This window comes from Lonsdalea britannica, from assembly GCF_003515985.1.
Taxonomy (GTDB): domain Bacteria; phylum Pseudomonadota; class Gammaproteobacteria; order Enterobacterales; family Enterobacteriaceae; genus Lonsdalea; species Lonsdalea britannica.
This window is the reverse complement of record NZ_CP023009.1, coordinates 2,711,390-2,734,801: the sequence shown is the minus strand read 5'-3', so window position 1 is coordinate 2,734,801 and position 23,412 is coordinate 2,711,390. Positions and strand designations below refer to the sequence as shown.

Annotated in this window: 17 protein-coding genes; 9 read left to right on the top strand and 8 right to left on the bottom strand. The window is 53.6% G+C overall.

The features are described 5' to 3' along the window. Positions 1 to 24: 24 nt before the first annotated feature. From CKQ53_RS12515 to pyrD, 4 genes are all read right to left on the bottom strand, one after another. Positions 25 to 1,944: an ABC transporter ATP-binding protein gene (locus CKQ53_RS12515; RefSeq protein WP_094117986.1), complete on the bottom strand. Its 1,920-nt coding sequence runs from the start codon at positions 1,942 to 1,944 to the stop codon at positions 25 to 27. Positions 1,945 to 1,948: 4 nt separating this feature from the next. After that, positions 1,949 to 4,066: a bifunctional 23S rRNA (guanine(2069)-N(7))-methyltransferase RlmK/23S rRNA (guanine(2445)-N(2))-methyltransferase RlmL gene (gene rlmKL / locus CKQ53_RS12510; RefSeq protein ID WP_118895041.1), complete on the bottom strand. Its 2,118-nt coding sequence runs from the start codon at positions 4,064 to 4,066 to the stop codon at positions 1,949 to 1,951. A 524-nt stretch (positions 4,067 to 4,590) separates the two neighbouring features. Then, positions 4,591 to 5,151, bottom strand: a complete 561-nt coding sequence (locus CKQ53_RS12505; RefSeq protein WP_085650847.1) for a cell division protein ZapC — start codon at positions 5,149 to 5,151, stop codon at positions 4,591 to 4,593. A gap of 158 nt (positions 5,152 to 5,309) precedes the next feature. Continuing rightward, the gene (gene pyrD / locus CKQ53_RS12500; protein ID WP_094117985.1) at positions 5,310 to 6,317 is read right to left on the bottom strand and encodes a quinone-dependent dihydroorotate dehydrogenase; all 1,008 of its coding nucleotides are present in this window, start codon (positions 6,315 to 6,317) and stop codon (positions 5,310 to 5,312) included. Between the two features lie 249 nt (positions 6,318 to 6,566). Between pyrD and ssuE the strand changes: the two genes are divergently transcribed. The 5 genes from ssuE to ssuB are packed head-to-tail and all read left to right on the top strand — an operon-like array spanning position 6,567 to position 10,847. Then, positions 6,567 to 7,124: an NADPH-dependent FMN reductase gene (ssuE, locus tag CKQ53_RS12495; protein WP_085650849.1), complete on the top strand. Its 558-nt coding sequence runs from the start codon at positions 6,567 to 6,569 to the stop codon at positions 7,122 to 7,124. A gap of 9 nt (positions 7,125 to 7,133) precedes the next feature. Then, positions 7,134 to 8,087: a sulfonate ABC transporter substrate-binding protein gene (locus CKQ53_RS12490; RefSeq protein ID WP_094117984.1), complete on the top strand. Its 954-nt coding sequence runs from the start codon at positions 7,134 to 7,136 to the stop codon at positions 8,085 to 8,087. Between the two features lie 22 nt (positions 8,088 to 8,109). Then, the gene (ssuD, locus tag CKQ53_RS12485) at positions 8,110 to 9,255 is read left to right on the top strand and encodes an FMNH2-dependent alkanesulfonate monooxygenase (RefSeq protein ID WP_085650851.1); all 1,146 of its coding nucleotides are present in this window, start codon (positions 8,110 to 8,112) and stop codon (positions 9,253 to 9,255) included. A gap of 9 nt (positions 9,256 to 9,264) precedes the next feature. Next, complete coding sequence (gene ssuC / locus CKQ53_RS12480) at positions 9,265 to 10,056, top strand: aliphatic sulfonate ABC transporter permease SsuC (RefSeq protein WP_094117983.1); 792 nt, start codon at positions 9,265 to 9,267, stop codon at positions 10,054 to 10,056. Continuing rightward, positions 10,053 to 10,847 (top strand): aliphatic sulfonates ABC transporter ATP-binding protein, encoded by a 795-nt coding sequence (gene ssuB, locus CKQ53_RS12475; protein WP_094117982.1) that lies wholly within the window; start codon positions 10,053 to 10,055, stop codon positions 10,845 to 10,847. Before ssuC ends, ssuB begins: the two co-directional genes overlap by 4 nt. Positions 10,848 to 11,121: 274 nt before the next feature. Here the strand turns inward: ssuB and pepN are convergent, their stop codons facing one another. Continuing rightward, the gene (gene pepN, locus CKQ53_RS12470) at positions 11,122 to 13,737 is read right to left on the bottom strand and encodes an aminopeptidase N (RefSeq protein ID WP_094117981.1); all 2,616 of its coding nucleotides are present in this window, start codon (positions 13,735 to 13,737) and stop codon (positions 11,122 to 11,124) included. Positions 13,738 to 14,313: 576 nt separating this feature from the next. Here pepN and pncB point away from each other — a divergent pair. The 4 genes from pncB (at position 14,314) to CKQ53_RS12450 (ending at position 19,895) form a co-directional block, all read left to right on the top strand. Beyond that, the gene (gene pncB / locus CKQ53_RS12465) at positions 14,314 to 15,519 is read left to right on the top strand and encodes a nicotinate phosphoribosyltransferase (RefSeq protein ID WP_118895039.1); all 1,206 of its coding nucleotides are present in this window, start codon (positions 14,314 to 14,316) and stop codon (positions 15,517 to 15,519) included. Positions 15,520 to 15,700: 181 nt separating this feature from the next. Continuing rightward, on the top strand, positions 15,701 to 17,101 hold the full coding sequence (asnS, locus tag CKQ53_RS12460) for an asparagine--tRNA ligase (RefSeq protein WP_085650856.1): 1,401 nt from the start codon (positions 15,701 to 15,703) through the stop codon (positions 17,099 to 17,101). Between the two features lie 292 nt (positions 17,102 to 17,393). After that, positions 17,394 to 18,461: a porin gene (locus CKQ53_RS12455; RefSeq protein ID WP_085650857.1), complete on the top strand. Its 1,068-nt coding sequence runs from the start codon at positions 17,394 to 17,396 to the stop codon at positions 18,459 to 18,461. Positions 18,462 to 18,704: 243 nt separating this feature from the next. Then, a complete protein-coding gene (locus CKQ53_RS12450; protein ID WP_094117980.1) occupies positions 18,705 to 19,895 on the top strand; it encodes an amino acid aminotransferase in 1,191 nt (396 codons plus the stop codon). An 89-nt stretch (positions 19,896 to 19,984) separates the two neighbouring features. On the opposite strand, the gene CKQ53_RS12445 is transcribed toward CKQ53_RS12450, so the two are convergent. From CKQ53_RS12445 to ldtD, 3 genes are all read right to left on the bottom strand, one after another. Continuing rightward, positions 19,985 to 20,629 carry an MBL fold metallo-hydrolase gene (locus CKQ53_RS12445; RefSeq protein WP_094117979.1) on the bottom strand — a complete coding sequence of 215 codons (645 nt, stop codon included), beginning with the start codon at positions 20,627 to 20,629 and terminating at the stop codon, positions 19,985 to 19,987. A gap of 65 nt (positions 20,630 to 20,694) precedes the next feature. Next, positions 20,695 to 21,243 carry a peptidoglycan L,D-endopeptidase MepK gene (mepK, locus tag CKQ53_RS12440; RefSeq protein ID WP_026742703.1) on the bottom strand — a complete coding sequence of 183 codons (549 nt, stop codon included), beginning with the start codon at positions 21,241 to 21,243 and terminating at the stop codon, positions 20,695 to 20,697. A 167-nt stretch (positions 21,244 to 21,410) separates the two neighbouring features. Next, positions 21,411 to 23,129: a L,D-transpeptidase gene (ldtD, locus tag CKQ53_RS12435; protein ID WP_085650860.1), complete on the bottom strand. Its 1,719-nt coding sequence runs from the start codon at positions 23,127 to 23,129 to the stop codon at positions 21,411 to 21,413. Between the last annotated feature and the right edge of the window lie 283 nt (positions 23,130 to 23,412).

Genomic DNA, 23,412 nt, shown 5'->3' with positions numbered 1-23,412 from the left:
CGCGGGTCTGCCTGACGTCAAAAGCTACGCGTTGCCGTTTTGCAAAGACTCAAGCTCTTCCCAGCGGGCGAAACTGGTTTCCAGACGTTGTTCGGCCAGCGCCAACGCGTCCAGCACCGGCTGTGTTTCCTCATGAGGACGTGAGAAAAACGACGGATCGTTCATCTGTTCCTGCAAGGAGGCAATTTCAAGCTCAAAAGCTTCCAACTGTTGAGGCAGCTGCGCCAGCTCACGCTGCTGGTTATAGCTCAGCTTAACCGTGGCAGCCTGTTTAGCCGGTCGCGCTGCGACGGGCGCAGACTTGGTCTCGGCCGGTGCGGCGGGAGCCGTCGCGCGCAGCGGAGTCGCGACCGAACGCTGCTGCTGTGCGTCGTAATACCCCCCGACATACTGCCCGATGACGCCGTTGCCTTCGAAAATCCAGCACTCCGTTACCGAGTTGTCGACGAACTGACGGTCATGGCTCACCAGCAATACCGTGCCCTGATAGCTGTCGAGCAGCTCTTCAAGAAGTTCCAGCGTTTCCACATCCAGATCGTTGGTCGGTTCATCGAGAATCAACAGGTTGCTGGGCTTTAAGAATAGTCGCGCCAGCAACAGGCGATTTCGCTCCCCGCCAGACAACGCCTTCACCGGCGTCATCGCCCGTTTAGGATGGAACAGGAAGTCCTGCAAATAGCCGAGCACATGGCGAGAACGGCCATTGACCATCACTTCCTGCTTGCCTTCGGCCAGGTTGTCCATCACGGTCCGCTCAGGGTCCAGTTCGGCCCGGTGCTGGTCGAAGTAAGCCACTTCCAGCTTGGTCCCGCAGTGGATGCGGCCGCTGTCTGCCTTCAGTTGACCCAGCATCAGCTTTAACAACGTGGTTTTACCGCAGCCGTTAGGCCCGACCAACGCAATTTTATCGCCGCGCTGCACCTGAGCGGAGAAGTTGTTCAGCAAGACTTTTCCGCCCACCTGATAGCTGGCGTTTTCCAGTTCAAAGACAATCTTGCCGGAGCGCGCCGCCTCTTCCACCTGCATTTGGGCCGATCCCATCACTTCACGACGCTGAGTACGCTCCTGACGCAGGGCCTTCAAGGCGCGCACACGCCCTTCATTACGGGTGCGTCGCGCCTTGATGCCCTGACGGATCCAAACCTCTTCCTGCGCCAGTTTGCGGTCAAATTCCGCGTTCTGCAGTTCTTCCACTCGCAGAGCCTCTTCCTTGCCCGCCAGATACTTATCATAGTCGCCCGGCCAGGAAACGAGTTTGCCGCGGTCCAAATCAACGATTCGGGTCGCCATATTGCGGATGAAAGAACGGTCATGGGAAATGAAAATGATGCTGCCCTGGAAGGATTTCAGGAATCCTTCCAGCCAGTCTATGGTTTCAATGTCCAGATGGTTTGTCGGTTCGTCCAGCAGCAATACGCGGGGAGCGCTCACCAGCGCCCGGCCCAACGCCGCTTTGCGCAGCCAGCCGCCGGACAGGGAAGACAGCGGCGTATCTGCCGTCAGGCCCAACTGTTCCAGAACGGCGTTGATGCGGTCTTCCAGTTTCCAGAGTCCCTGATGGTCCAGCACTTCCTGAACCTTAGCCAGTTGATTCAGGTTCCGCTCGCTGGGATCGGTTTCGACCAGACGCAGCGCGGCATGATACGCCTTCAAATGCTCGGCCTGCTCCGCGACGCCTTCTGCCACGAAGTCGAACACGCTGCCTGCCACATTACGCGGCGGATCCTGCTGCAATCGGGCGACGATCAGATCCTGCTCGAAGACCAAACGTCCATCGTCCAGAGGGATATCCTTCGCAAGGATTTTTAACAACGTGGACTTCCCGGCGCCGTTACGACCGACCAGACAAACACGTTCGTTGTCTTCGATGTGCAGCTCGGTGTTGTCCAACAGCGGCGCGTCGCTGAATGACAGCCAGGCGCCAGATAAACTGATTAATGACATGTAATTACTTTTCCTCTCCGGCGTGCTTCAGCAGCCAGCAGTTGTGAATCTGACGATTACGGGCGAAATCCTGCGATTGGGTGCGGGCAGTGATGTCCTGCGCTTCCAGACCCAGCGCGGCGAGTCCTTCCATATCCATCTGGAAGCCCCGTTTATTGTTGGAAAACATGATGGTGCCGCCGCGTTTCAGCAGGCGCTTTAAATCCTTCATCAGCATCAGATGATCACGCTGCACATCAAACGTGGCCTCCATGCGTTTGGAGTTGGAGAATGTCGGCGGATCGATAAAGATCACGTCGAACTGTTCGTTAGACTGGCTTAACCAGCCCAGGCAATCCGCCTGGATCAATCGGTGGTTACGCCCGGTGAGCCCATTGGCCCGCAGGTTCTTCTCCGCCCATTCCAGATAAGTGCGCGACATGTCTACCGTAGTCGTGCTGCGTGCGCCGCCGATGCCTGCGTGAACGCTGGCTGTACCGGTGTAGGCGAACAGGTTCAGGAAATCTTTTCCGTGACTCAATTCACCCAACATTTTACGGGCGACGCGGTGGTCCAGGAACAGCCCGGTATCCAGATAGTCGGTCAGGTTGACCCACAGTCGCGCGTTGTACTCGTCCACTAGCAGGAACTCGCCTTTCTGAGCCAGTTTCTCATACTGACTTTTGCCTTTTTGACGCTCACGCGTCTTGAGAATCAGCTGATTGGTCGGCACGCCCAGCACGCTCAACGTGGCATTGATCACGTCGAACAAACGCTGGCGAGCTTTCTGAGCATCCACCGTCTTCGGCGGCGCATATTCCTGCACGACCACCCAACTGCCGTAACGGTCGACGGCGACATTGTATTCCGGCAGATCGGCATCGTAGACGCGATAGCATTCAATGCCCTGCTGTTTGGCCCATTTGTCCAGCTTACGCAGGTTTTTCTTCAGTCGGTTAGCAAAATCATCCGCGGGCGCGCTGACGCTTTCCGCGCTGTTCGCCGCCAGCTGGTAATTTTTCTGCACACAATCCAGCGGGCCGTTTTTGGCTTTGAACTGGCGGTCGGCGCGCAGCTGTAAACAGCTCAGCAGCTCCGGCGAGGCACTGAACAGGGACAGCTGCCAGCCGCCGAAAGAGGCTTTCATAATCCGTCCCAGCATGTTGTGCAATGCAATCAGGGCCGGTTCACTTTCCAGACGTTCGCCGTAAGGCGGGTTGCTCAGCACCGTTCCGGTAGGACCTTCCGGCAGCGGATTTTTTAGTTGTACGGCGTCGCAGACATCAAACCGGATCAGTTCACTGACGCCAGCGCGGCGGGCGTTAGCGCGAGCGATGTCGATAACCCGACGATCGTTATCAGAACCGAAGAAGCGGGACGCGGTGGCCTGCACGCCGGCGCGGGCGCGCTGCTGCGCGTCGGTGGTGACCTCTTTCCACAGCGTCGGATTGAATTGCTCCCACGCCAGGAATCCCCAATGATGGCGATGTAACCCCGGCGCCCGATCGGCGGCGATCATGGCCGCTTCGATCAACAAGGTCCCGGAGCCGCACATGGGATCGACCATCGGCGTGCCGTTTTCCCACCCGGACCGCAGCACGATAGCCGCAGCCAGATTTTCTTTGAGGGGCGCCTGACCGGCCAGTTCACGGTAGCCGCGCATATGCAGGCCATCGCCGCTGAGATCAATCGCCACGCTGGCTTTTTCACGTTGCAGGAAAACGTTGATGCGGATATCCGGCTGCTGTTTCGCCACGTCGGGACGCTGGCCGGTACGGCGGGTAAAGCTATCGACGATGGCATCTTTGACTTTCAGTGCGCCATATTGGCTATTACGAATTTCGTCGTTGGTCCCGCTGAAATGGACGGCGAACGTTTTATCGACGCTGAAAATGGTCGACCAGTCCACCGCCTGAACCCCCAAATAGAGGTCCAAATCGCTGTAGACATTGAATTCATTGAGCGGAAGCAGGATGCGGGAGGCCAGACGGCTCCACATCAGGCTTTGGTACACCAGGCGATCGTCTCCCTGAAAATGCACGCCCCCCTGCACGACCGCGCAATCCTGAGCGCCCAGCGCCTCAAGTTCGCTTTTTAATAATTCTTCCAAACCACGCGCCGTGCTGGCAAACAGAGAGTTCATAGAGCAGATATCACCTTAAAGAAAATTGAGGCGCATTATAGCTAATCCCCACCGGTTGTCATAATGCACCGCAGCCGATCGACGTCATCATGCGCTTAGCCATGCGAGGTTTGGCTCCCCTGCTTCTTGAGCCTAACGATGCGCGCTGGGGGAAGGATAGCGCCACGTCACGGCACCTGCGGGCCGATGGGACGAGACTGTGGTGCTGTCAGCGGAGGAAATTCAGGTTGAGGTAAGCCCCAAAAGCAGGTAACAGGCCGCACAAAACGTATAAAGAAGGCGTGAACGGAAATCCTTAGACGTTTAGGCCGACGCTCCTGAGAGGAAGCTCAATGAGTCAGGCAACGTGAAAATGCGTGATAAGCCTGGGAGAGAAAGTCAGAACGGGATGGAGACAGACGCAACAGCCAAATAACGACATCAAGAAGATAAGACGGTCATTCGCCTGACAATCGCCTGGCCATGGGACGATATGCCTCACCGATTAATGCCAGATTCATGTGGTGCATCCGTCATCGGCGAGATCAGCCTACGCAGGCATACTGCGACGAATCGCTGTCGACATCATCAATTGACGCTGCTGGCGACAGCCGGTCATGCATAATTTTGATGGGGTCGCCAAGCTGCAGCGTCTTCGCATTTAGCGTCAGTTGGCTTTGCGCCAATAAACACAGACTGGCTTTCTCCCCCTCTTCCACTACCAGAAGACTGGCATCTTCATCGCGATCGACGAGTTGGACGTTAACGATGTCCCCGGTAGTTGGGCGGTAGCTCTCACCTGATTGCGGCGTGAAATGCCAGCTTTTGGGCATCAGCGGTTTCATAAAGCGATTCGCAACCAGCGCATTTAATATCAGTTCGGCTTTTTCAGCTTGAGGAAGCGTTATTCTTTGGCACTTTTCCTGATAGGTAAAAAATAACGCAGCATCATCGACGCAAAATGCGCTGTCCATAAAAGCATCTGGGGTTAACATCGACATCGGATAACGGGATCGGAATAACATTCCGTCGGCCAGATCCAACATCAGGCGCTGCTGTTCGCTGTCAAAATACCAACGCCAATTATCGTCAGGTTTTAATTTCATCGTAATACCTTCATTCTTCCTTTTGCGCTGCCTGCGATATTTAGCGCCTGCAAAATTAACCCTTAGGGAACTCGAATGCGTTATTTTTATACAGCCAAAAAAATATAGACTAGCCGGGAGCAGAAATAAACCCCCGGCTATGAATGAAGATGAAAAAACTAGATATGAGTGACGATATCTTTAATTAGACCTGGTCCACGGAAAATAAACCCACTGTAGATTTGCACCAGCGTTGCCCCCGCCGCCATTTTTTCCCGGGCCGCCATCAAAGAGTCAATCCCTCCAACGCCGATAATGGGTAGACGACCGTTTAGTTCCTGAGATAAACGACGTATCACTTCGGTACTGAGCAGCTGTAATGGACGACCGCTTAATCCCCCCGTCTGACCGCTGTGATTTAACCCTTGGATCAATTGACGATCCAACGTGGTATTGGTCGCGATCACGCCATCGATATTATGTCGCACCAGACTATCTGCAATTTGGATCAATTCTTCCTCTGAAAGATCCGGCGCTATTTTCACCGCCACTGGCACATATTTCTGATGCTGGGCTTCCAATTCCGCCTGTTTATTTTTTACCGCTTGTAACAAATCATCCAGGGCTTCGCCGTACTGAAGCGTTCGTAGTCCTGGCGTATTCGGCGATGAAATATTAATGGCGATATAACCTGCGTGAGCATAAGTCTTCTCCATGCAGATCAGATAATCGTCCTTTCCATTCTCTACCGGCGTGTCTTTATTCTTGCCGATATTAATCCCCAATACGCCGCCGAAATGAGATTTTTTAACGTTCTCCACCAGGTTATCCACCCCGAGATTATTAAATCCCATGCGGTTAATTAATCCTTCGGCTTCCACCAAACGAAATAAGCGCGGCTTATCATTTCCCGGCTGAGGACGCGGCGTCACGGTCCCGACTTCTATGAAGCCAAATCCCATCGCCCCCAGCGCATCCACGCATTCGCCGTCTTTATCCAGACCGGCGGCAAGCCCCAACGGGTTTTTAAACGACAGCCCCATGCAGGTCACGGGTTTGGTAGGAACAGACTGACGGACAAGAAATTCGAGTGGGGTATGGCTGATACGACGCAACTGCTGAAAGGTAAACTCATGCGCGCGCTCTGGGTCGAGCTGGAATAACGCTTTACGAATAAGGGGGTACATGGACTCTCCTGGATTCCCGGTTGCAGACCGGGGCAGTATTATCGGCCATCCGCTCCAGAAAGGGAATTGACCTGTGACAAAAAAGGCCTCGCGGATAACGGCGAGCGGGCGATAGCGCTGACAATGTTATGCACTTTCAGTCTTTCGATTACACAATAAATCATTTAATGGAATAAGCCGGCGTCTGCCAGACTGACAGCATGTTGCCTAATGGTAAGAGTTGCTAACAATATGTTGGAAGGAGTGCCTATGCGCGTTATCACTTTAGCAGGGAGTCCCCGCTACCCGTCACGGTCCACCGCGCTTTTGCAGCATGCGGGCAAGTGGCTGACAGCCAAGGGCGTGGAAGTCCTTCCCTGGCATCTACACAATTTCCCCCCGGAAGATCTCCTCAATGCCCGCTTCGACAGTCCGGCCTTACAAACGCTCAACGAACAGTTGTCCACGGCGGATGGCGTTATCATCGCCACCCCGATTTACAAGGCCTCTTTTACCGGCGGTCTAAAAGCCTTATTGGATGTCCTGCCCGAGCGGGCTCTGGCTCATAAGGCCGTACTGCCCATCGCCACCGGCGGTTCGCTCGCGCACATGCTGGCTGTCGACTACAGCCTCCTGCCGGTACTCAATGCGCTGAAGGCGCAGGAGATCCTCCAAAGCGTGTTTGCCGACGACAGCCAGATCCGTGATTACGACCGCACGCCAGAATTCTCCAGTGCGCTGCAAGAGCGGCTGCAGGAGTCGTTAGAGAATCTGTTCCAGGCGCTGCTGAGACGTCAGCGCTATCCCCAACTGCAGCACAGCGCCTAGGATTGCCGCATGTTCTCATGGTTGAAAAGACAATCGCCCTGGCTGATGGTTGGCACGCTGGGGCTGGCTTCCGTCACCTTTGCCGCCGAGAGTCCGCCGCAGTTGCGGATCGGTTACCAAAAGGGATCGGTCAGTCTGTTGCTTACAAAAACGCACCAGCTACTGGAAAAACGTTTTCCGCATACCGCCATTCGCTGGATTGAGTTTCCAGCCGGGCCGCAAATGTTGGAAGCGCTGAACGTCGGCAGCATTGATGTCGGCAGTACCGGCGATACGCCACCGATATTTGCTCAGGCCGCTGGCGCAGATCTCCTCTACATCGGCGTCGAACCCCCGAAACCCAAAGCTGAAGTCATTTTGGTCTCCGCCAATAGTCCGGTTAATAGCGTGGCGGATCTGAAAGGCAAAAGAGTGGCGTTCCAGAAAGGCTCCAGTTCACACAATCTGGTGCTGCGTGCGCTGCAACAGGCGGGACTGTCGTTTAGCGATATTCAGCCTGCTTACCTGTCGCCAGCCGACGCTCGCGCCGCCTTTCAACAAGGAAATGTGGATGCCTGGGCCATCTGGGATCCCTACTATTCCGCCGCCCAGCTGCAGGGCGACGTGCGCGTGTTGACCGACGGCACTCAACTGAACCAGACCGGCGCGTTTTATCTGGCGTCGCGTGCTTACGCCGAGCGCAACGGAACGTTTATCCGACAGGTGTTGGACACGCTGACAGAGGCTGAAAAATTCACGGTCAGCGAACGTCCGCAAAGCACGGACCTGCTGGCGAATGCGATAGGACTTCCACGTGCGGTGATCACAAGCTATCTGGATCATCGCCCGGTGACGGTGATCCGCCCCCTCGATCAGCACGTCATCCGCGCACAGCAGGAAACGGCGGATTTGTTCTATCAAAACCGTCTGATTCCGGTGCCAATCACGATCTCAACGCAGGTCTGGCACGCCCCTTCCGAATAATAAATTTGACTGGAGATACGTCATGAGCCTCAACATTTTCTGGTTTCTCCCCACACACGGCGACGGTCATTACCTCGGCAGCGGAGAATCGGCACGACCTGTGGATTACCGCTATTTGCAACAAATCGCTCAGGCGACGGATCAACTCGGCTTCGGTGGTGTCTTGATCCCCACAGGCCGTTCCTGCGAAGACTCCTGGCTGGTGGCTTCATCACTCGTCCCCGTCACACAGCGGCTGCGTTTTCTGGTCGCACTTCGTCCCGGCATCATTTCACCGACGCTGGCTGCCCGTCAGGCGGCGACGCTGGACCGTCTTTCCAATGGCCGCGCGTTGTTCAATCTGGTGACTGGCGGCGATCCTGACGAGCTGGCCGCCGAAGGTCTGTTTCTCAATCACGAAGAGAGATATGAGGCGTCCGCCGAGTTCACCCATATCTGGCGGCGGGTACTGGAAGGTGAAACCGTGGATTTCGACGGCAAACATCTTCAGGTTAAAGGCGCCCGGTTGATCTTCCCGCCCGTGCAGCAGCCAAGGCCGCCGCTGTACTTTGGCGGGTCCTCCGACGCCGCACAGGATCTGGCGGCGGAGCAAGTCGAACTCTACCTCACCTGGGGAGAACCCCCGGCGCAGGTCAAAGAGAAAATTGAGCAGGTGCGCGCCAAAGCCGCAGCCCAAGGCCGCACGGTGCGTTTCGGCATTCGCCTGCACGTGATTGTGCGGGAAACCACTCGAGAAGCCTGGCAAGCGGCGGACAGACTGATCTCTCAGTTGGATGACGACACCATCGCCAAAGCCCAGCAAGCGCTGGGACGTTACGATTCCGTAGGCCAACAGCGCATGCTCGCCCTGCACGGCGGTAAACGCGACAAACTGGAGATCAGCCCTAACCTCTGGGCAGGCGTTGGATTAGTGCGCGGCGGCGCGGGAACGGCGCTGGTAGGTGATCCAGAGACGGTCGCAGAGCGCATTCAGGAGTATGCGAACCTCGGCATCGACACGTTTATTCTGTCCGGCTATCCGCATCTGGAAGAGGCATATCGTGTAGCCGAACTGCTGTTCCCCCATCTGGACGTCGCGGTTCCCGACGTGCCTGCGCCCCGAACGCTACCCGCGCTGGGCGAAGTGATCGGCAACAACTATGTGCCACTCCAGGCCGCGCAAAGCTAAGGATCGCTCATGAAAACGCTATCGCGACAGGCGGCTTATCAACTCACGCCCTGGGCGCTACCGCTGCTGCTGGTGGTGGTTTGGCAGATCGCGTCGCAAACCGGCTGGCTGTCCACCCGAATCCTGCCCTCTCCCGAAGCCATCGTCGCCGCTTTTTGGCGGCTGACCGTCAGCGGCGAGCTGTGGCAACATCTGGCGATCAGCACCTGGCGCGCGTTGATCGGTTTCGCCATTGGCGGATCGCTTGGCCTGCTGCTCGGCTTTATTTCCGGACTTTCCCGCACGGGCGAACGTCTACTGGATACCTCCGTCCAGATGCTGCGCAATATTCCACATTTAGCGCTGATTCCGCTGGTGATCCTGTGGTTTGGCATTGAAGAAAGCGCCAAGATCTTTTTAGTCGCACTGGGCACCCTGTTTCCTATTTACCTCAACACCTATCACGGCATCCGTAATCTCGATGGTGGTTTGCTGGAAATGGCGCGCAGCTATGGATTGTCGGGATTCAGCCTGTTTCGTCAGGTCGTGCTGCCCGGCGCGCTGCCTTCCATCATGGTCGGCGTCCGGTTCGCGTTAGGGCTGATGTGGCTGACGCTGATTGTGGCGGAGACCATTTCAGCCAGCTCGGGAATTGGTTACCTGGCGATGAATGCCCGCGAGTTTCTCCAGACCGATGTCGTGGTAGTCGCCATCATTCTCTACGCCTGCCTGGGCAAGCTGGCTGACGTCAGCACCGTGTTATTGGAGCGCGTCTGGCTACGCTGGCACCCCGCCTATCAATCTAAGGAGGAACCTGCATGAATCTTACTTCGCTATCCTCACCGGCGCGTCTTAACGCAGGTATGCCGCTATTAATCAATGGCGTGAGCAAACGTTACGGCCAACGCACTATCCTGCAGGATATTCAACTGCCTATCCCGGCGGGTCAGTTTGTCGCCGTCGTTGGCCGCAGCGGCTGCGGCAAAAGTACTCTGCTGCGCCTGCTTGCCGGACTGGAAACCGTCTCATCCGGGGAACTTCTGGCTGGCAGCGCCCCGTTGAGCCAGTCTCGGTCCGATATCCGACTGATGTTTCAGGAGGCTCGCCTGCTTCCCTGGAAGAAAGTGATTGATAACGTAGGGCTGGGGCTGCGGGGTGAATGGCGCACTGCCGCACAGGATGCGCTGGCGGCCGTGGGACTGGCCTCGCGTGCAAACGAATGGCCAGCCGCCCTTTCCGGCGGACAAAAACAGCGTGTGGCGCTGGCTCGCGCATTGATCCACCGCCCCGGTCTGCTGCTGCTGGATGAACCGCTGGGCGCACTGGATGCGTTAACGCGTATCGAAATGCAGAGACTGATCGAATCACTCTGGCTGGAACAAGGTTTTACCGTCCTGCTGGTCACCCATGACGTCAGCGAAGCGGTCGCACTGGCAGACCGCGTTATCTTGATTGAAGATGGCAAGGTCGGTCTGGATATTCTGGTCGATCAACCGCGTCCTCGGCGCCGGGGCTCGGCGAAACTGGCCGAGCTGGAAGCTAGTGTGTTGGAGCGCATTCTGACCCCCGCCAAACCCGAGCATCATGCATCTTTGACTCGGGCCGCATTCTAGTCTCTGTCATAAGACGAAAAAAACAGCCGCTACCTTTCGCAGGCGAGCGGCTGTTTCAGAGTGACATAAAGCGATGTTTTTTCGTGTGAAGCACCACTGCTTTTCATCATCGTCAAAACGTTGCGGTACATTAAAGCCCTGCTTTCGTGCTTCAACATGGCCTCGACTATCCTGCGATGAAACGCCCCTCGACTTTCTGTGTTAACCCTTTTTACGTCGCCAGTTTATATGACGGCGACGCCAGCGATAGGCTCAAGGCTGCGCTTAAAAGCGTTTAGGCTTCTAATGCCTTCGTAATCTTCTCGAACAAATCTCCCGACAAATTAGGCAACGCTTTCAGCGTTTCCAGCGCTTTGCGCATCTGTTCCTGACGCCCGTGATCGTAGCGCTTCAAGCGGATCAACGGCTCGATCAAACGGGCGGCGACCTGTGGATTGCGCGTATTGAGATCGACCAGCATTTCTGTCAGGAAACGGTAGCCGCTGCCGTCAGAAGCATGGAAGGCCGCCGGGTTGGCTGAGGTAAAGGCACCCACTAATGACCGCAAACGGTTCGGGTTGTTCAAGCTGAAAGAGCGGTGTTTCAACAGCGCTCGCACACGATCAAGGACGTCGGTTTCTTGGCTGGTCGCCTGAAGCGTAAACCATTTATCCATGACCAGACCATCCTGATGCCAGCGTTCGTCGAATGACGCCAGCAGCGCATCGCGGCACGGCAATAATGCGCTCACCGCCGCTGACAGCGCCGCCAGGGAGTCTGTCATATTGTCGGCCTGTTCGAACTGACGACTCACCAGAGCATCCGCCTGCTGTTCGTCGCCAAACGCCAGATAGTGCAGGCACACATTACGCAGCGCGCGTTTCCCCATGTCGTCCTGATCGACGCGATAGGCCGGCGTCTGATTGTCGCGATACACCGCCAGCAGCTCGTCAGCCATTTCCTTCGCCAGCGTTTGGGTCAACGCATGACGCACGGCGGAAATCGCTTCAGGATCGATGATATCGAACAGTTCCGCGATTTCATTTTCGCCAGGCAACGACAAGATCTGCGAGGCCAGCATCGGGTCCAGCGAATCATCCAATAAAACGCCGCGGAAAGCGTCAACCACATGCAATGGCAGCGATAACGGCTGTTTCTGCTGATAGCGCGCTACGTTTAGACGGATGTGGCTAGCCAGCAGACTTTGCGCCGCATCCCAGCGCGAAAAGGCATTGCGCGCATGACGCATCAGGAAGGTCAGTTGTTCGTCGCCCCAGCTGTAGTTGACTTTCACCGGCGCAGAAAACTCTCTTAATAGAGAAGGCACCGGCTGACATGGCACCTGTTCGAACACAAACGTCTGCTCGGGTTCGGTCACGCTGAGCACGGAACCGACTGACTGACCATTTTGCACCAGCGGGATCGGCTGACCTTCGTGGTCATACAGTTCGATATCCAGTGGGATGTGTAGCGGCTGTTTACGCAGCTTGTCATGACCGACCGGCGTGTTTTGCGTAACCTGCAGACGATATTGCTCATTCGCCGCATCGTAGTCGTCCTGGATCGTCAGCACAGGCGTTCCGGACTGGCTATACCAGCGACGGAACTGCGTCAAATCGATGCCAGAAGCATCTTCCATCGCCTGAACAAAGTCGTCGCAGGTTGCGGCGCTGCCGTCATGACGGTCGAAATACAGCCTCATTCCGGCCTGGAATTTCTCTTCGCCCAACAGCGTATGCATCATTCGAATAACCTCAGACCCTTTTTCGTAGACCGTCAGGGTGTAGAAGTTATTCATCTCAATGACCTGATCCGGTCGGATAGGATGCGACATCGGGCTGGCATCTTCGGCGAACTGCGCACCGCGCATAACGCGAACGTTGTCGATCCGGTTAGCGGGACGCGACCCCCGATCGGAGCTGAATTCTTGATCGCGGAAGACCGTCAGGCCCTCTTTGAGGCTGAGTTGGAACCAGTCGCGGCAGGTAACGCGGTTGCCGGTCCAGTTGTGGAAATACTCGTGTCCGATCACCGCTTCAATATTGAGATAATCCTTATCGGTTGCGGTTTCCGCTTTAGCCAGAACGTACTTAGAGTTGAAGACGTTCAGTCCTTTGTTTTCCATCGCCCCCATGTTGAAGAAGTCGACGGCGACGATCATATAGATGTCGAGGTCGTACTCCAGACCAAAGCGCGTTTCGTCCCACTTCATTGCATTTTTGAGCGACGTCATGGCCCAATCGGCACGATCGAGATTGCCGCGATCGACGTACAGTTCCAGTGCGACGTCTTTACCGCTACGCGTGGTGAACGTGTCGCGTAAAACGTCAAAATCGCCCGCCACCAAGGCAAAGAGATAACAAGGTTTGGGGAACGGGTCCTGCCATTCAACCCAGTGGCGGTTATCGGCAAGTTCGCCCTGTGCAACGCGGTTGCCGTTCGACAACAGGTAGGGATAACGATTTTTATCAGCGGTGATGCGGGTGGTGAAACGCGCCAGTACATCGGGACGGTCGAGATAATAGGTGATGTGGCGGAACCCCTCGGCCTCGCATTGGGTACACAACGCATCGCCGGACTGATACAGCCCTTCCAGCGCGCTGTTGGCGGCCGGGTTGATTTCTGTTTCGATCTGCAACGCGAATTTGGCCGGCAACCCATTAAGTTCCAGGCCATCGGGAAGCTGTTGGTACTCTGTCCAGCGCTGGCCGTCCACCAGAATATCGATCAGGTGCAATCCTTCACCGTCCAGCCGCAAGGGGGCGCCGGTTTCGCCCTGCAAAATAACCTGACTGGTAGCGATCACCCGCGTTTTATCCGGGCCCAGGTCGAAATCTAATGCGATGTCGGTGATGGTGTAGTCCGGCGCGCGGTAGTCGTGCCGATATTTTACTTGGGGTTGCTGGCTCATAAATCGTTACCTTTGTGACGGACAGTAATGGCGACAGGTCATGCAATCAGGCCCGCCGGAGTTCAGAAGCGCCATTTCAATAAGGACGCGAGTTTTTCTCATTCAGCGCCGGCGTTGTTCGACGGTGCGTAAACTGAGTTAAACCACCGAGTCTTTCAATATAGACGTACCAAGAGGTGAATTCAGCGTTTGTCATTTCCCTTCGAACCGTCGGAACAACGCATCAAAATGCGGTTTTTTCACACACAGATTCTTTATTGAACAAACTGTTACCTCTATTAAAAGGATCTCTGATACGGAATGCAAACATTCCCTATTTCTCGCTTTTGAATCATGAGCAACGCGTTTTTTTTTAAATTTTTGTTTAGTATAAAAAACATTGGGTTTCAAACACTAATGTTAAAAACGGCAAAAAAATAGACACTTTATTTTCACAATCGCACATTTGAATCTCGCCTAAATCCGCCCGTTATGGTGATATAGCGCGAACAAACAGACGATTTTGGGAAGGTTCCGAGCCCTTCCGTCATCGTTTTAACCGCTTAACTGCGTTGAACGAGGATGCTGTAACGCATTATGACTTGTAACCCTTCCCCGATATTGACCTCGTTGCTGGATACCGATGCCTACAAACTGCATATGCAGCAGGCTGTCTACCATCAGTATTACGATGTTGAGGTGGCGGCGGAGTTCCGCTGCCGCGGTGACGAAAAACTAGGCGTGTATGCGGAGGAGATCTCCGCACAGGTGGAGGCCATGGGCAGCCTGGCGCTCAGCGAGGACGAGTTTGACTATCTTTCGGCGCTGCCTTTCTTCAAAACGGATTATCTGAATTGGCTGAAGACGTTTCGCTTCAATCCCCGACAGGTTCACATCAGCAATCATCAGGGCCGATTGGATATTCGCATCGCGGGCCCCTGGCGTGAAGTGATTCTGTGGGAAGTGCCTTTATTGTCGGTCGTCAGCGAAGTCGTTCACCGCTCGCGCTCACCGCGGGTCAGCGTGAACGACGCACTCGCACAGCTGCAACAAACGCTCAACCAGTTCAAAACGGCAAACGCCGGCATGGATTTGTCTCGTTTCAAGCTGATGGATTTCGGCACACGTCGTCGATTCTCTCGCGATGTGCAATTCAACATCGTGCGTACGCTGAAAGCTGAGTTTCCTTATCTGATTGGTTCCAGCAATTATGATCTCGCGCGGAGACTGCAGCTGACGCCGGTAGGAACCCAGGCTCACGAATGGTTTCAGGCGCATCAACAAATCAGTCCAACGCTCGAAAACAGCCAGCGTGCGGCGCTGGAAGCTTGGCTACAGGAATATCCCGACCAACTGGGTATCGCTCTGACAGACTGCATCGCCATGGATGCGTTCCTCAGGGATTTTGACCCGCGCTTTGCGCAAGCCTATCAGGGCTTGCGCCACGATTCAGGGGATCCTATCCAGTGGGGCGAAAAAGCAATCGCGCATTACCTTTCGCTCGGCATAGATCCGATGGAGAAGACGTTAGTCTTCTCTGACAGCCTGAATATGGATAAAGCAATCGCGCTATATCGCCATTTCTGGCAGCGCATCGATCTTGTTTTTGGCATCGGTACGCGCCTTACCTGCGATATTCCGGGCGTCACCCCGCTCAATATCGTCATCAAGTTGGTCGAATGTAACGGACGACCGGTAGCAAAATTATCTGACAGCCCGGGAAAAACCATTTGCCACGACCCGGCATTCGTTAGCGCTCTGCGTGAAGCTTTTGACCTGCCACAGGTCCGTAAGGCAAGTTAAAACGCCGGTTCCCACTGACCATCGCTTAATCTTTAATCCAGTGACGCCGGAATGCACAAAACTTATTGCATTCCGGTGATTTCTACTTGTGTCCTGCATACCGGCAAGTAACATAGCAATGCTGCCCTAAGCTAGGGCGTTTACTGTTTTTTAAACATATTTTATTCAAAGAGAGAATGTTATGAGCGTAGTGCCTGTAGTCGACGTACTGCAAGGCCGTGTCGCCGTTGACAACGAAGTCACCGTGCGCGGCTGGGTACGTACCCGGAGAGATTCTAAAGCCGGTATTTCCTTCATTGCCGTCTATGACGGTTCCTGCTTTGATTCACTACAGGCCGTGGTTAATAATAATCTTGAGAATTATCAGAGTGATATTCTGCGCCTGACGACCGGCTGCTCAGTGGAAATCACGGGTAAAGTCGTCGCATCCCCCGGTCAGGGCCAAAGCTTCGAGCTGCAGGCGACTAACGTGAGCGTAGTGGGATGGGTTGACGATCCGGACACCTACCCTATGGCGGCCAAACGTCACAGTATAGAATACCTGCGGGAAGTCGCTCACTTGCGTCCACGCACCAACCTGATCGGCGCTGTCGCCCGCGTCCGTAACACACTGGCTCAAGCCGTCCATCGCTTCTTCCACCAGCAAGGTTACAACTGGGTTTCCACTCCGTTGATTACCGCCTCCGACACTGAAGGCGCTGGCGAAATGTTCCGCGTATCCACATTGGATTTGGAAAATCTGCCGCGTACCGAACAGGGAGCGGTTGATTTCAATGAAGATTTCTTCGGTAAAGAAGCTTTTCTGACCGTATCCGGCCAGCTGAATGGGGAAGCCTACGCCTGCGCCCTATCCAAAATCTACACCTTTGGCCCGACCTTCCGCGCTGAAAACTCGAACACCAGTCGTCACCTTGCTGAATTTTGGATGATCGAGCCCGAAGTCGCTTTCGCCGATCTGGAAGATACGGCCAAACTGGCTGAAGACCTGCTCAAGTTTGTGTTTAAAGCTGTTCTGGAAGAACGCGCGGACGATATGGCATTTTTCGCTCAGCGCGTAGATAAGGAGGCGCTGACCCGTCTGGAGGAATTTATTCATGCCGATTTCTCTCAGGTGGATTACACAGACGCAATCACTATTCTTGAAAACTGCGGCGAAACATTCGAAAACCCGGTTTCTTGGGGCATCGACCTGTCTTCAGAGCACGAACGCTATCTGGCTGAGAAACATTTTAAAGCGCCCGTGGTGGTTAAAAATTACCCGAAAGATATCAAAGCGTTTTATATGCGCATGAATGATGATGGTAAAACGGTTGCCGCGATGGATGTTTTGGCGCCGGGTATCGGTGAAATTATCGGTGGCTCTCAACGTGAAGAGCGTCTTGACCATCTTGACCGTCGCCTGGAAGAAATGGGACTGAACAAAGAAGACTACAGTTGGTACCGCGATCTGCGCCGTTACGGCACGGTTCCCCACTCCGGATTCGGTCTTGGTTTCGAACGTTTGGTCGCTTATGTGACCGGCGTCCAAAATGTTCGAGATGTCATTCCGTTCCCTCGAACTCCACGTAACGCGAGCTTTTAATAAAAAATTAATATAAGCAAAACAAATATCTAGAATAGCGAAGGGGCCGTTTATAACGGCCCCTTCTTTTATTTAGCATTCTTGTAAAAAGTTCAGTGGTTTTTACATTTTGTAATACATATTTTCCAATGGTTACCTGATTACGAACTTAGTATCATTTTTAGGGTAGCTTAACGACCTAGTGAATGGAAAACTGCGTGCAGACACAGGAAGACATCACAATTGCCACAAAAGTTCCGTAAGAAATTTTCGAGGCAAATGTAGGTGTCCAATAACACCAATGAGGGTAACAATGATGAAGCGCAATTTTCTTGCAGTGGTAATCCCGGCTTTGTTAGCTGCAGGCGCAGCAAATGCAGCTGAAGTCTATAATAAAGACGGCAACAAGCTGGATCTTTACGGCAAAGTTGTTGGCCTGCACTACTTCTCCGATGACTCCGATAACGATGGCGACAAAACTTATGCTCGTCTTGGCTTCAAAGGTGAAACTCAGATCACTAACGAACTGACCGGTTACGGTCGTTTCGAATATGAATTCAATGCTTCAGGCGCTGAAAACCAGAATGCATCTGCTAGCAAAACTCGCTACGCTTACGCTGGCTTCAAATTCGCTGACTACGGCTCATTCGACTACGGTCGTAACCTGGGCATCGCCTACGACGGTATTTCTTACACCGACGTTCTGCCAGAATTTGGCAGCGACAGCCAGTACACCGACAGCATCACAGGCCGTAGCTCTGGCGTAGCAACCTACCGCAACAAAAACTTCTTCGGCCTGGTTGATGGCTGGGACTTCGCCGTACAGTACCAAGGCAAAAACGAAGGTTCTCGTGTTGTAGAACGCCAGAATGGCGACGGCTGGGGTGTGTCTTCTTCTTACACTTCACCGATCGGCGTGGGTGTAATCGGTTCTTATGAAACCGTTGACCGTACTACCGATCAATCAGACGATGGTCACGGTGACCGTGCTGAAGCTTGGGCTACAGGTCTGAAATATGACGCTAACAGCGTTTATTTGGCCGCGACCTACGGTGAATACCGCAACCTGACCTATATCGGTAACGGTTTAACCGCTTTCACAAGCACCGCAGACAAAACCAAAGTATTCGAAGCTGTCGCGCAGTACACCTTCGACTTCGGTCTGACTCCGTCTCTGGGTTACGTTTCCGCCAAAGCGAAAGACGACTCTAACGGCAACAATGACTACGTAAGCAAATACGTCAGCCTGGGTGCTAACTACGCGTTCAACAAAAACATGTCCGTCTACACTGAATACGACATCAACCTGCTGGACAACGATAACGCATACCGTGTCGCTAACGATGACCGCGTAGCACTGGGTGTTGTTTACCAGTTCTAATCTGAGTAAAGATTATCTGCCTTTTTTGGTAGTTTAGTTGAAAAAACCAGGTTTAGATTACACGCCAGCCGGTATCTCCGGCTGGCGTTTTAGTTTATGTAAAAGCTAACATTCTGTTGACCTGCTTGTGTTCTTCCTTTCCCAGTAAATGTCATTTCTTTGATGCAAACGGTTGGCAAAGCCTGGCGCTAGCGTTAACCTGCTAGCTCTATTGCTTAAATTCAGTCACGGAACTACTGCGCAATGTTTGAAAAAATCTCTGCTGCTCCAGCCGACCCTATTCTTGGGTTAGCCGATCTCTTTCGCGCTGACGAGCGTCCTCATAAAATCAATCTGGGTATCGGTGTTTATAAGGACGAAACCGGAAAAACACCTGTATTAACCAGCGTAAAAAAAGCAGAACAGTATTTGCTTGAAAATGAAGTCAGCAAAAACTATCTCAGCATCGATGGCTTACCGGAATTTGCACTCCGCACCCAAGAGTTGCTGTTCGGCAAAGATAACGACATCATCACAAATAAGCGCGCTCGGACAGCCCAAACACCTGGGGGCACCGGAGCTCTGCGTGTTGCAGCGGATTTTATTGCGCATAACACCTCGGCTAAACGTATTTGGATCAGTAATCCAACCTGGCCTAACCACAGAAACGTCTTTGCAGCGGTGGGACTGGAAGTCTGTGACTACGACTACTACGATGCCACTGCGCACAAACTGGATTTCGATGGCATGGTGGCAAGCCTGAGTGCCGCTCAGACTGGCGACATCGTTTTATTCCACGGTTGTTGCCATAACCCTACGGGGATTGACCCTACGCCTGAACAGTGGGGCCAATTGGCTTCCCTCTCACAGCAGAAAGGCTGGTTGCCCCTCTTTGATTTCGCCTATCAGGGATTTGCTAACAGTTTGGATGAAGATGCTCAGGGTCTGCGCACTTTCGCTGCCAAACATCAAGAACTGCTGGTCGCGAGCTCCTATTCCAAAAACTTTGGCTTGTATAACGAACGAGTGGGAGCCTGTACGTTGGTTGCCGCGGATAGCGCGGTAGTCGATACCGCATTTAGTCAGATAAAAGCGGTGATTCGTGCAAACTACTCTAACCCGCCTTCTCATGGAGCTGCTGTCGTAGCGACGATTTTGTCTAACGACGTTCTACGGGGGATTTGGGAGCAGGAACTGACAGCGATGCGCGAGCGTATTCAACGTATGCGTCAGCTGTTTGTGAATACCCTTCAAGAAAAAGGCGCGCAACAGGATTTCTCTTTCATAATCCAGCAGAACGGTATGTTCTCGTTTAGCGGACTGAGCAAAGAGCAAGTCATTCGCCTGCGCGATGAGTTTGGCGTATATGCCGTCAATTCCGGCCGGGTCAATGTGGCCGGCATGACGCCAGAAAATATGGCTCCGCTGTGTGAGGCTATTGTTGCCGTGTTATAAGACGTGAATCGATAGACAATAAAAAGCCAGCTCCGTATCAACCGGGCTGGCTTTTTTATTCGCCTGAGTTTAGGTGTTCAACCGATCTGTTACCTGACAGTCATTCCCTGCAAAAACGGGTTAGTCCGGCGTTCTTCACCGAAAGTCGACATCGGTCCATGCCCGGGGATAAAAGCAACATCATCACCCAGCGGCAACAGTTTTGTGGTAATCGACTGAATCAGCGCTTCATGATTCCCCTGGGGGAAGTCGCTACGACCCACGCCGCCTCTGAAGATCACATCGCCGGAAATCGCCAGCCGCGCAGACTCATTAAAAAAGACAATGTGGCCCGGCGTATGCCCCGGACAATGCAAGACTGAGAGCTGTACTTCGCCGATGGCCACAGTATCGCCTTCATCCAGCCATTCATCCGGCGTCAATGGCTGACAATCATCAAGACCAAACATCCGACTTTGCGCTGGCAGACCATCCAACCAGAATGCATCGGCACGCTGCGGACCTTTGATAGGCACCTGATAATAGCTGGCAAGTTCCGCTGCCGCCCCAACATGGTCCAAATGTCCATGGGTCAAAAGGATTTGCTTAACCGTCACACCAGCTTGGGCCACGGCTTGCTTCAACTTTTCAGCCTCTCCGCCTGGGTCGACTAAAGCAGCATCCCCACTCTCTTCAGCCCACAACAAGGTGCAGTTTTGGCTAAATGCCGTCACAGGAATAATTTGGTATTTCATATCGCTCCGCTTTCGCCTTCACAGCCGATGATTCATTGAACCTGGCCGCGTTTTTATTCTATGCCTTACCAGGTACGCGCGGGACCGGTATCAATATGGACGAAGTTGCTACGCGGATAGTATCCGACGCCGCCAGCTCGCATCTTGACGGCAGCTTTTCGAATATTCGCGAGTTGCACGCCTTCAATATGGAAGTCCATCGCTTTACCTTGCGTATGGTAGCTTTGCTTGGCAACGCCACGGCTGTGCGAGCGAAGATCCTCATTCGTGCCACGAGAGCGGTAACCAGAAATCAGCTGTACCGGCTTATTGTTTCCTAACATGACCTGCAATCGATATAACTGGTCGAAAAGTTGCGGATCAATGCTTTTGATTTTATTCGCACGATAGTCACGAAAGAAATAATCTAATCGGGTAAGTTCTTCTTTGATATACCGTCGTCCATCGAAAAACTCTGCTTTGAGGCGTTCGCCCGTATTAAGATTATTGAGTGTTAAAATTCGAGGACGTGCAGTTGATAATGAGGCGAGTGACTGACCGGGAAGCAAGGCTATGCCCAGAGCAGCTCCTCCGAGCGTCAACCATTTGCGACGATGGTTATCGATGTGTTCCATATAACAATATTACCCAGGCTAATAATCGGTGTGAGGGCACAAAACGCGCACCGCTTTGAACCTTAACCGTCGTCATTAGCTGAGTCAACCCGCCCGACAGGGGGGCGTTATCACCTTTTCTCCCCCCTGGGCGGGCTGACTCAGCCGTAACTTACGGAAATCCTTGTTTACTGCAGTAATAACCCGACTTTAGACAGTGTGCTTTCACCGGTTTTTGACCGGCCATCATAATTGTAAATATCTGTACGATATTGCGCTTTACCATCCTCTGCGACCCAAGCCGTCAGGTAATAGAAGCTCACCGGAATACGTTTGCGCATGGTGACATAAGTCGTATTGCCCTCTTCCAACGTGGAAGAAACCCGCGCGCTGTTCCAGCCCGCATCTTGCAACAGCAAGCCCGCCAGCTCAGCGGCCTTATTGACTCGCACGCAACCCGAGCTCAGTGCCCGAATATCTTTATGGAACAGATTATGGTTCGGCGTATCGTGAAGATAGATGGCCTCGGAATTCGGCATATTGAATTTGTAGCGCCCCAACGAGTTAGTGCTTCCCGGAGCCTGACGCAGACGATAGGGGAATCGCTCAGCCGAAACCTGAGACCAATCGATCATGGAAGGATCGATTGGCTGAGCATTCTCACTCCAATCAGACAACAGCGTATACCCATGACGCTGCAAATACCCCGGATCCATAATCACTTTAGGGATGATGTCCTGACGGATCAGCGTCGTTGGTACGTTCCAAGGGGGATTTACCACCACGTTGACCAAGGCGCTGCTCATCATCGGGGTTTTGCGTTTTGGCTGTCCGACAATGACGCGAGAGGATAAAATTTCCGCACCATTTTGATAGTAGGTCAGTGAAAAGTTAGGAATATTGACCAGGATACCGGTTGATACATTGTCGGGAATTAAACGCAGCCGCTGAATGTTTAGCGCCAGCAACGTTGCTCGCATCTGCGAGGACACATTCAGCCAGTCTTTAGTTCGTTTCCCAATCGCGCCATCATCCTGCAAACCGTGCCAATGCTGGAAGCGCTTAACCGCATCCACCAATTCGCCCGTGTAAACATTCTCTGCTCCTGATGGCGTGACGTTCACACTGCCGTCGGTCGAAGAAGATTCATTGAACAGCGGCAGCGTGGTCGTATTCGACGCCAACATCCCGGTGCGTTGCAAAATTTCCTGCAGAACGGTCAACTCGCTGCTTTGATCGCCCGGACGCAAGGTTCCCGCAAGCTGCAATTTCGGCCATGGGCGATTATCCAGCAGGCTCGCCTTCAACGCTTCATGCATCTTCGCATATTGGGAGTGCCTTGGCGCCAAAGAGGCCACAAACTCGGCGCTGCGACCTTCTTTAACCGCATTTTGCCACTCCGCAATCAGCCCTGACGGAGGCAAAGATAACGTATAGGGCACATTGGCGTATAACCAGTTGCTTCCGTTTTTTTCTACGCCGGAGACAAACTGCAGATAGCCCAGCATCGCATCGGAAAGCACACGATCCCGCGCCAACCCGGTCAGTTTAGGATCGGTCAACCAAGAAACCCAGGTGGTGAACTGTGGCTGAATGCCAGCTAGCGCAAGCTCGGCTAATTGTTGCTGGAAAGCACTGACTGCCCGACTATCTGACCACATCGGCTGCTCAGCCATTTGCGCATACAGCCCGCGAAGCGCAGAGTCATAATGTAGCGTCATGCCTGCTGGCAACTGTCCCCGCAGACCGGCGGTGGCAGGTGCAGCGGTGGATATTGGCGTCGTCGTCCCTGACAGCATGGTTTGCGTGGCCGCCTGAGCTGAAAACGCAAGCAGGCCGCCCAGCCAGAGTGCGCCTCCCGTCATGCCCAGTCGCAGCCCTTGCGTTTTTCTTTTTGCTAACAACATCCAATGATCCCCTGTTTTTTACCTAACCGAATTCAGTACTCGCCCTTGCCGCAGGATAAAAGAGATTTTTGTATATTACGGAAAACCACTGCGCTTCGTTGAAAGGAAACCAGTCGGATAAGCTGAGCGGGTATGAATTCAGATTGCTTTAAACGCTAGTATATAAACAGAAAATAATTTTTGCTCCAGCCGGAGTGAACTTATTTTGCAGAAACTTGTCTTTCGAAAGGGAATCTGTTCACAAAACGAGCCGACCGGGTGTAAATTCGCCGCGCAAGTCCCT

Coding starts and splice junctions, on each gene's coding strand:
- CKQ53_RS12515 (WP_094117986.1), bottom strand. CDS start 1,944: ATGTCATTAATCAGTTTATCTGGCGCCTGGCTGTCATTCAGCGACGCG.
- rlmKL (WP_118895041.1), bottom strand. CDS start 4,066: ATGAACTCTCTGTTTGCCAGCACGGCGCGTGGTTTGGAAGAATTATTA.
- CKQ53_RS12505 (WP_085650847.1), bottom strand. CDS start 5,151: ATGAAATTAAAACCTGACGATAATTGGCGTTGGTATTTTGACAGCGAA.
- pyrD (WP_094117985.1), bottom strand. CDS start 6,317: ATGTACCCCCTTATTCGTAAAGCGTTATTCCAGCTCGACCCAGAGCGC.
- ssuE (WP_085650849.1), top strand. CDS start 6,567: ATGCGCGTTATCACTTTAGCAGGGAGTCCCCGCTACCCGTCACGGTCC.
- CKQ53_RS12490 (WP_094117984.1), top strand. CDS start 7,134: ATGTTCTCATGGTTGAAAAGACAATCGCCCTGGCTGATGGTTGGCACG.
- ssuD (WP_085650851.1), top strand. CDS start 8,110: ATGAGCCTCAACATTTTCTGGTTTCTCCCCACACACGGCGACGGTCAT.
- ssuC (WP_094117983.1), top strand. CDS start 9,265: ATGAAAACGCTATCGCGACAGGCGGCTTATCAACTCACGCCCTGGGCG.
- ssuB (WP_094117982.1), top strand. CDS start 10,053: ATGAATCTTACTTCGCTATCCTCACCGGCGCGTCTTAACGCAGGTATG.
- pepN (WP_094117981.1), bottom strand. CDS start 13,737: ATGAGCCAGCAACCCCAAGTAAAATATCGGCACGACTACCGCGCGCCG.
- pncB (WP_118895039.1), top strand. CDS start 14,314: ATGACTTGTAACCCTTCCCCGATATTGACCTCGTTGCTGGATACCGAT.
- asnS (WP_085650856.1), top strand. CDS start 15,701: ATGAGCGTAGTGCCTGTAGTCGACGTACTGCAAGGCCGTGTCGCCGTT.
- CKQ53_RS12455 (WP_085650857.1), top strand. CDS start 17,394: ATGATGAAGCGCAATTTTCTTGCAGTGGTAATCCCGGCTTTGTTAGCT.
- CKQ53_RS12450 (WP_094117980.1), top strand. CDS start 18,705: ATGTTTGAAAAAATCTCTGCTGCTCCAGCCGACCCTATTCTTGGGTTA.
- CKQ53_RS12445 (WP_094117979.1), bottom strand. CDS start 20,629: ATGAAATACCAAATTATTCCTGTGACGGCATTTAGCCAAAACTGCACC.
- mepK (WP_026742703.1), bottom strand. CDS start 21,243: ATGGAACACATCGATAACCATCGTCGCAAATGGTTGACGCTCGGAGGA.
- ldtD (WP_085650860.1), bottom strand. CDS start 23,129: ATGTTGTTAGCAAAAAGAAAAACGCAAGGGCTGCGACTGGGCATGACG.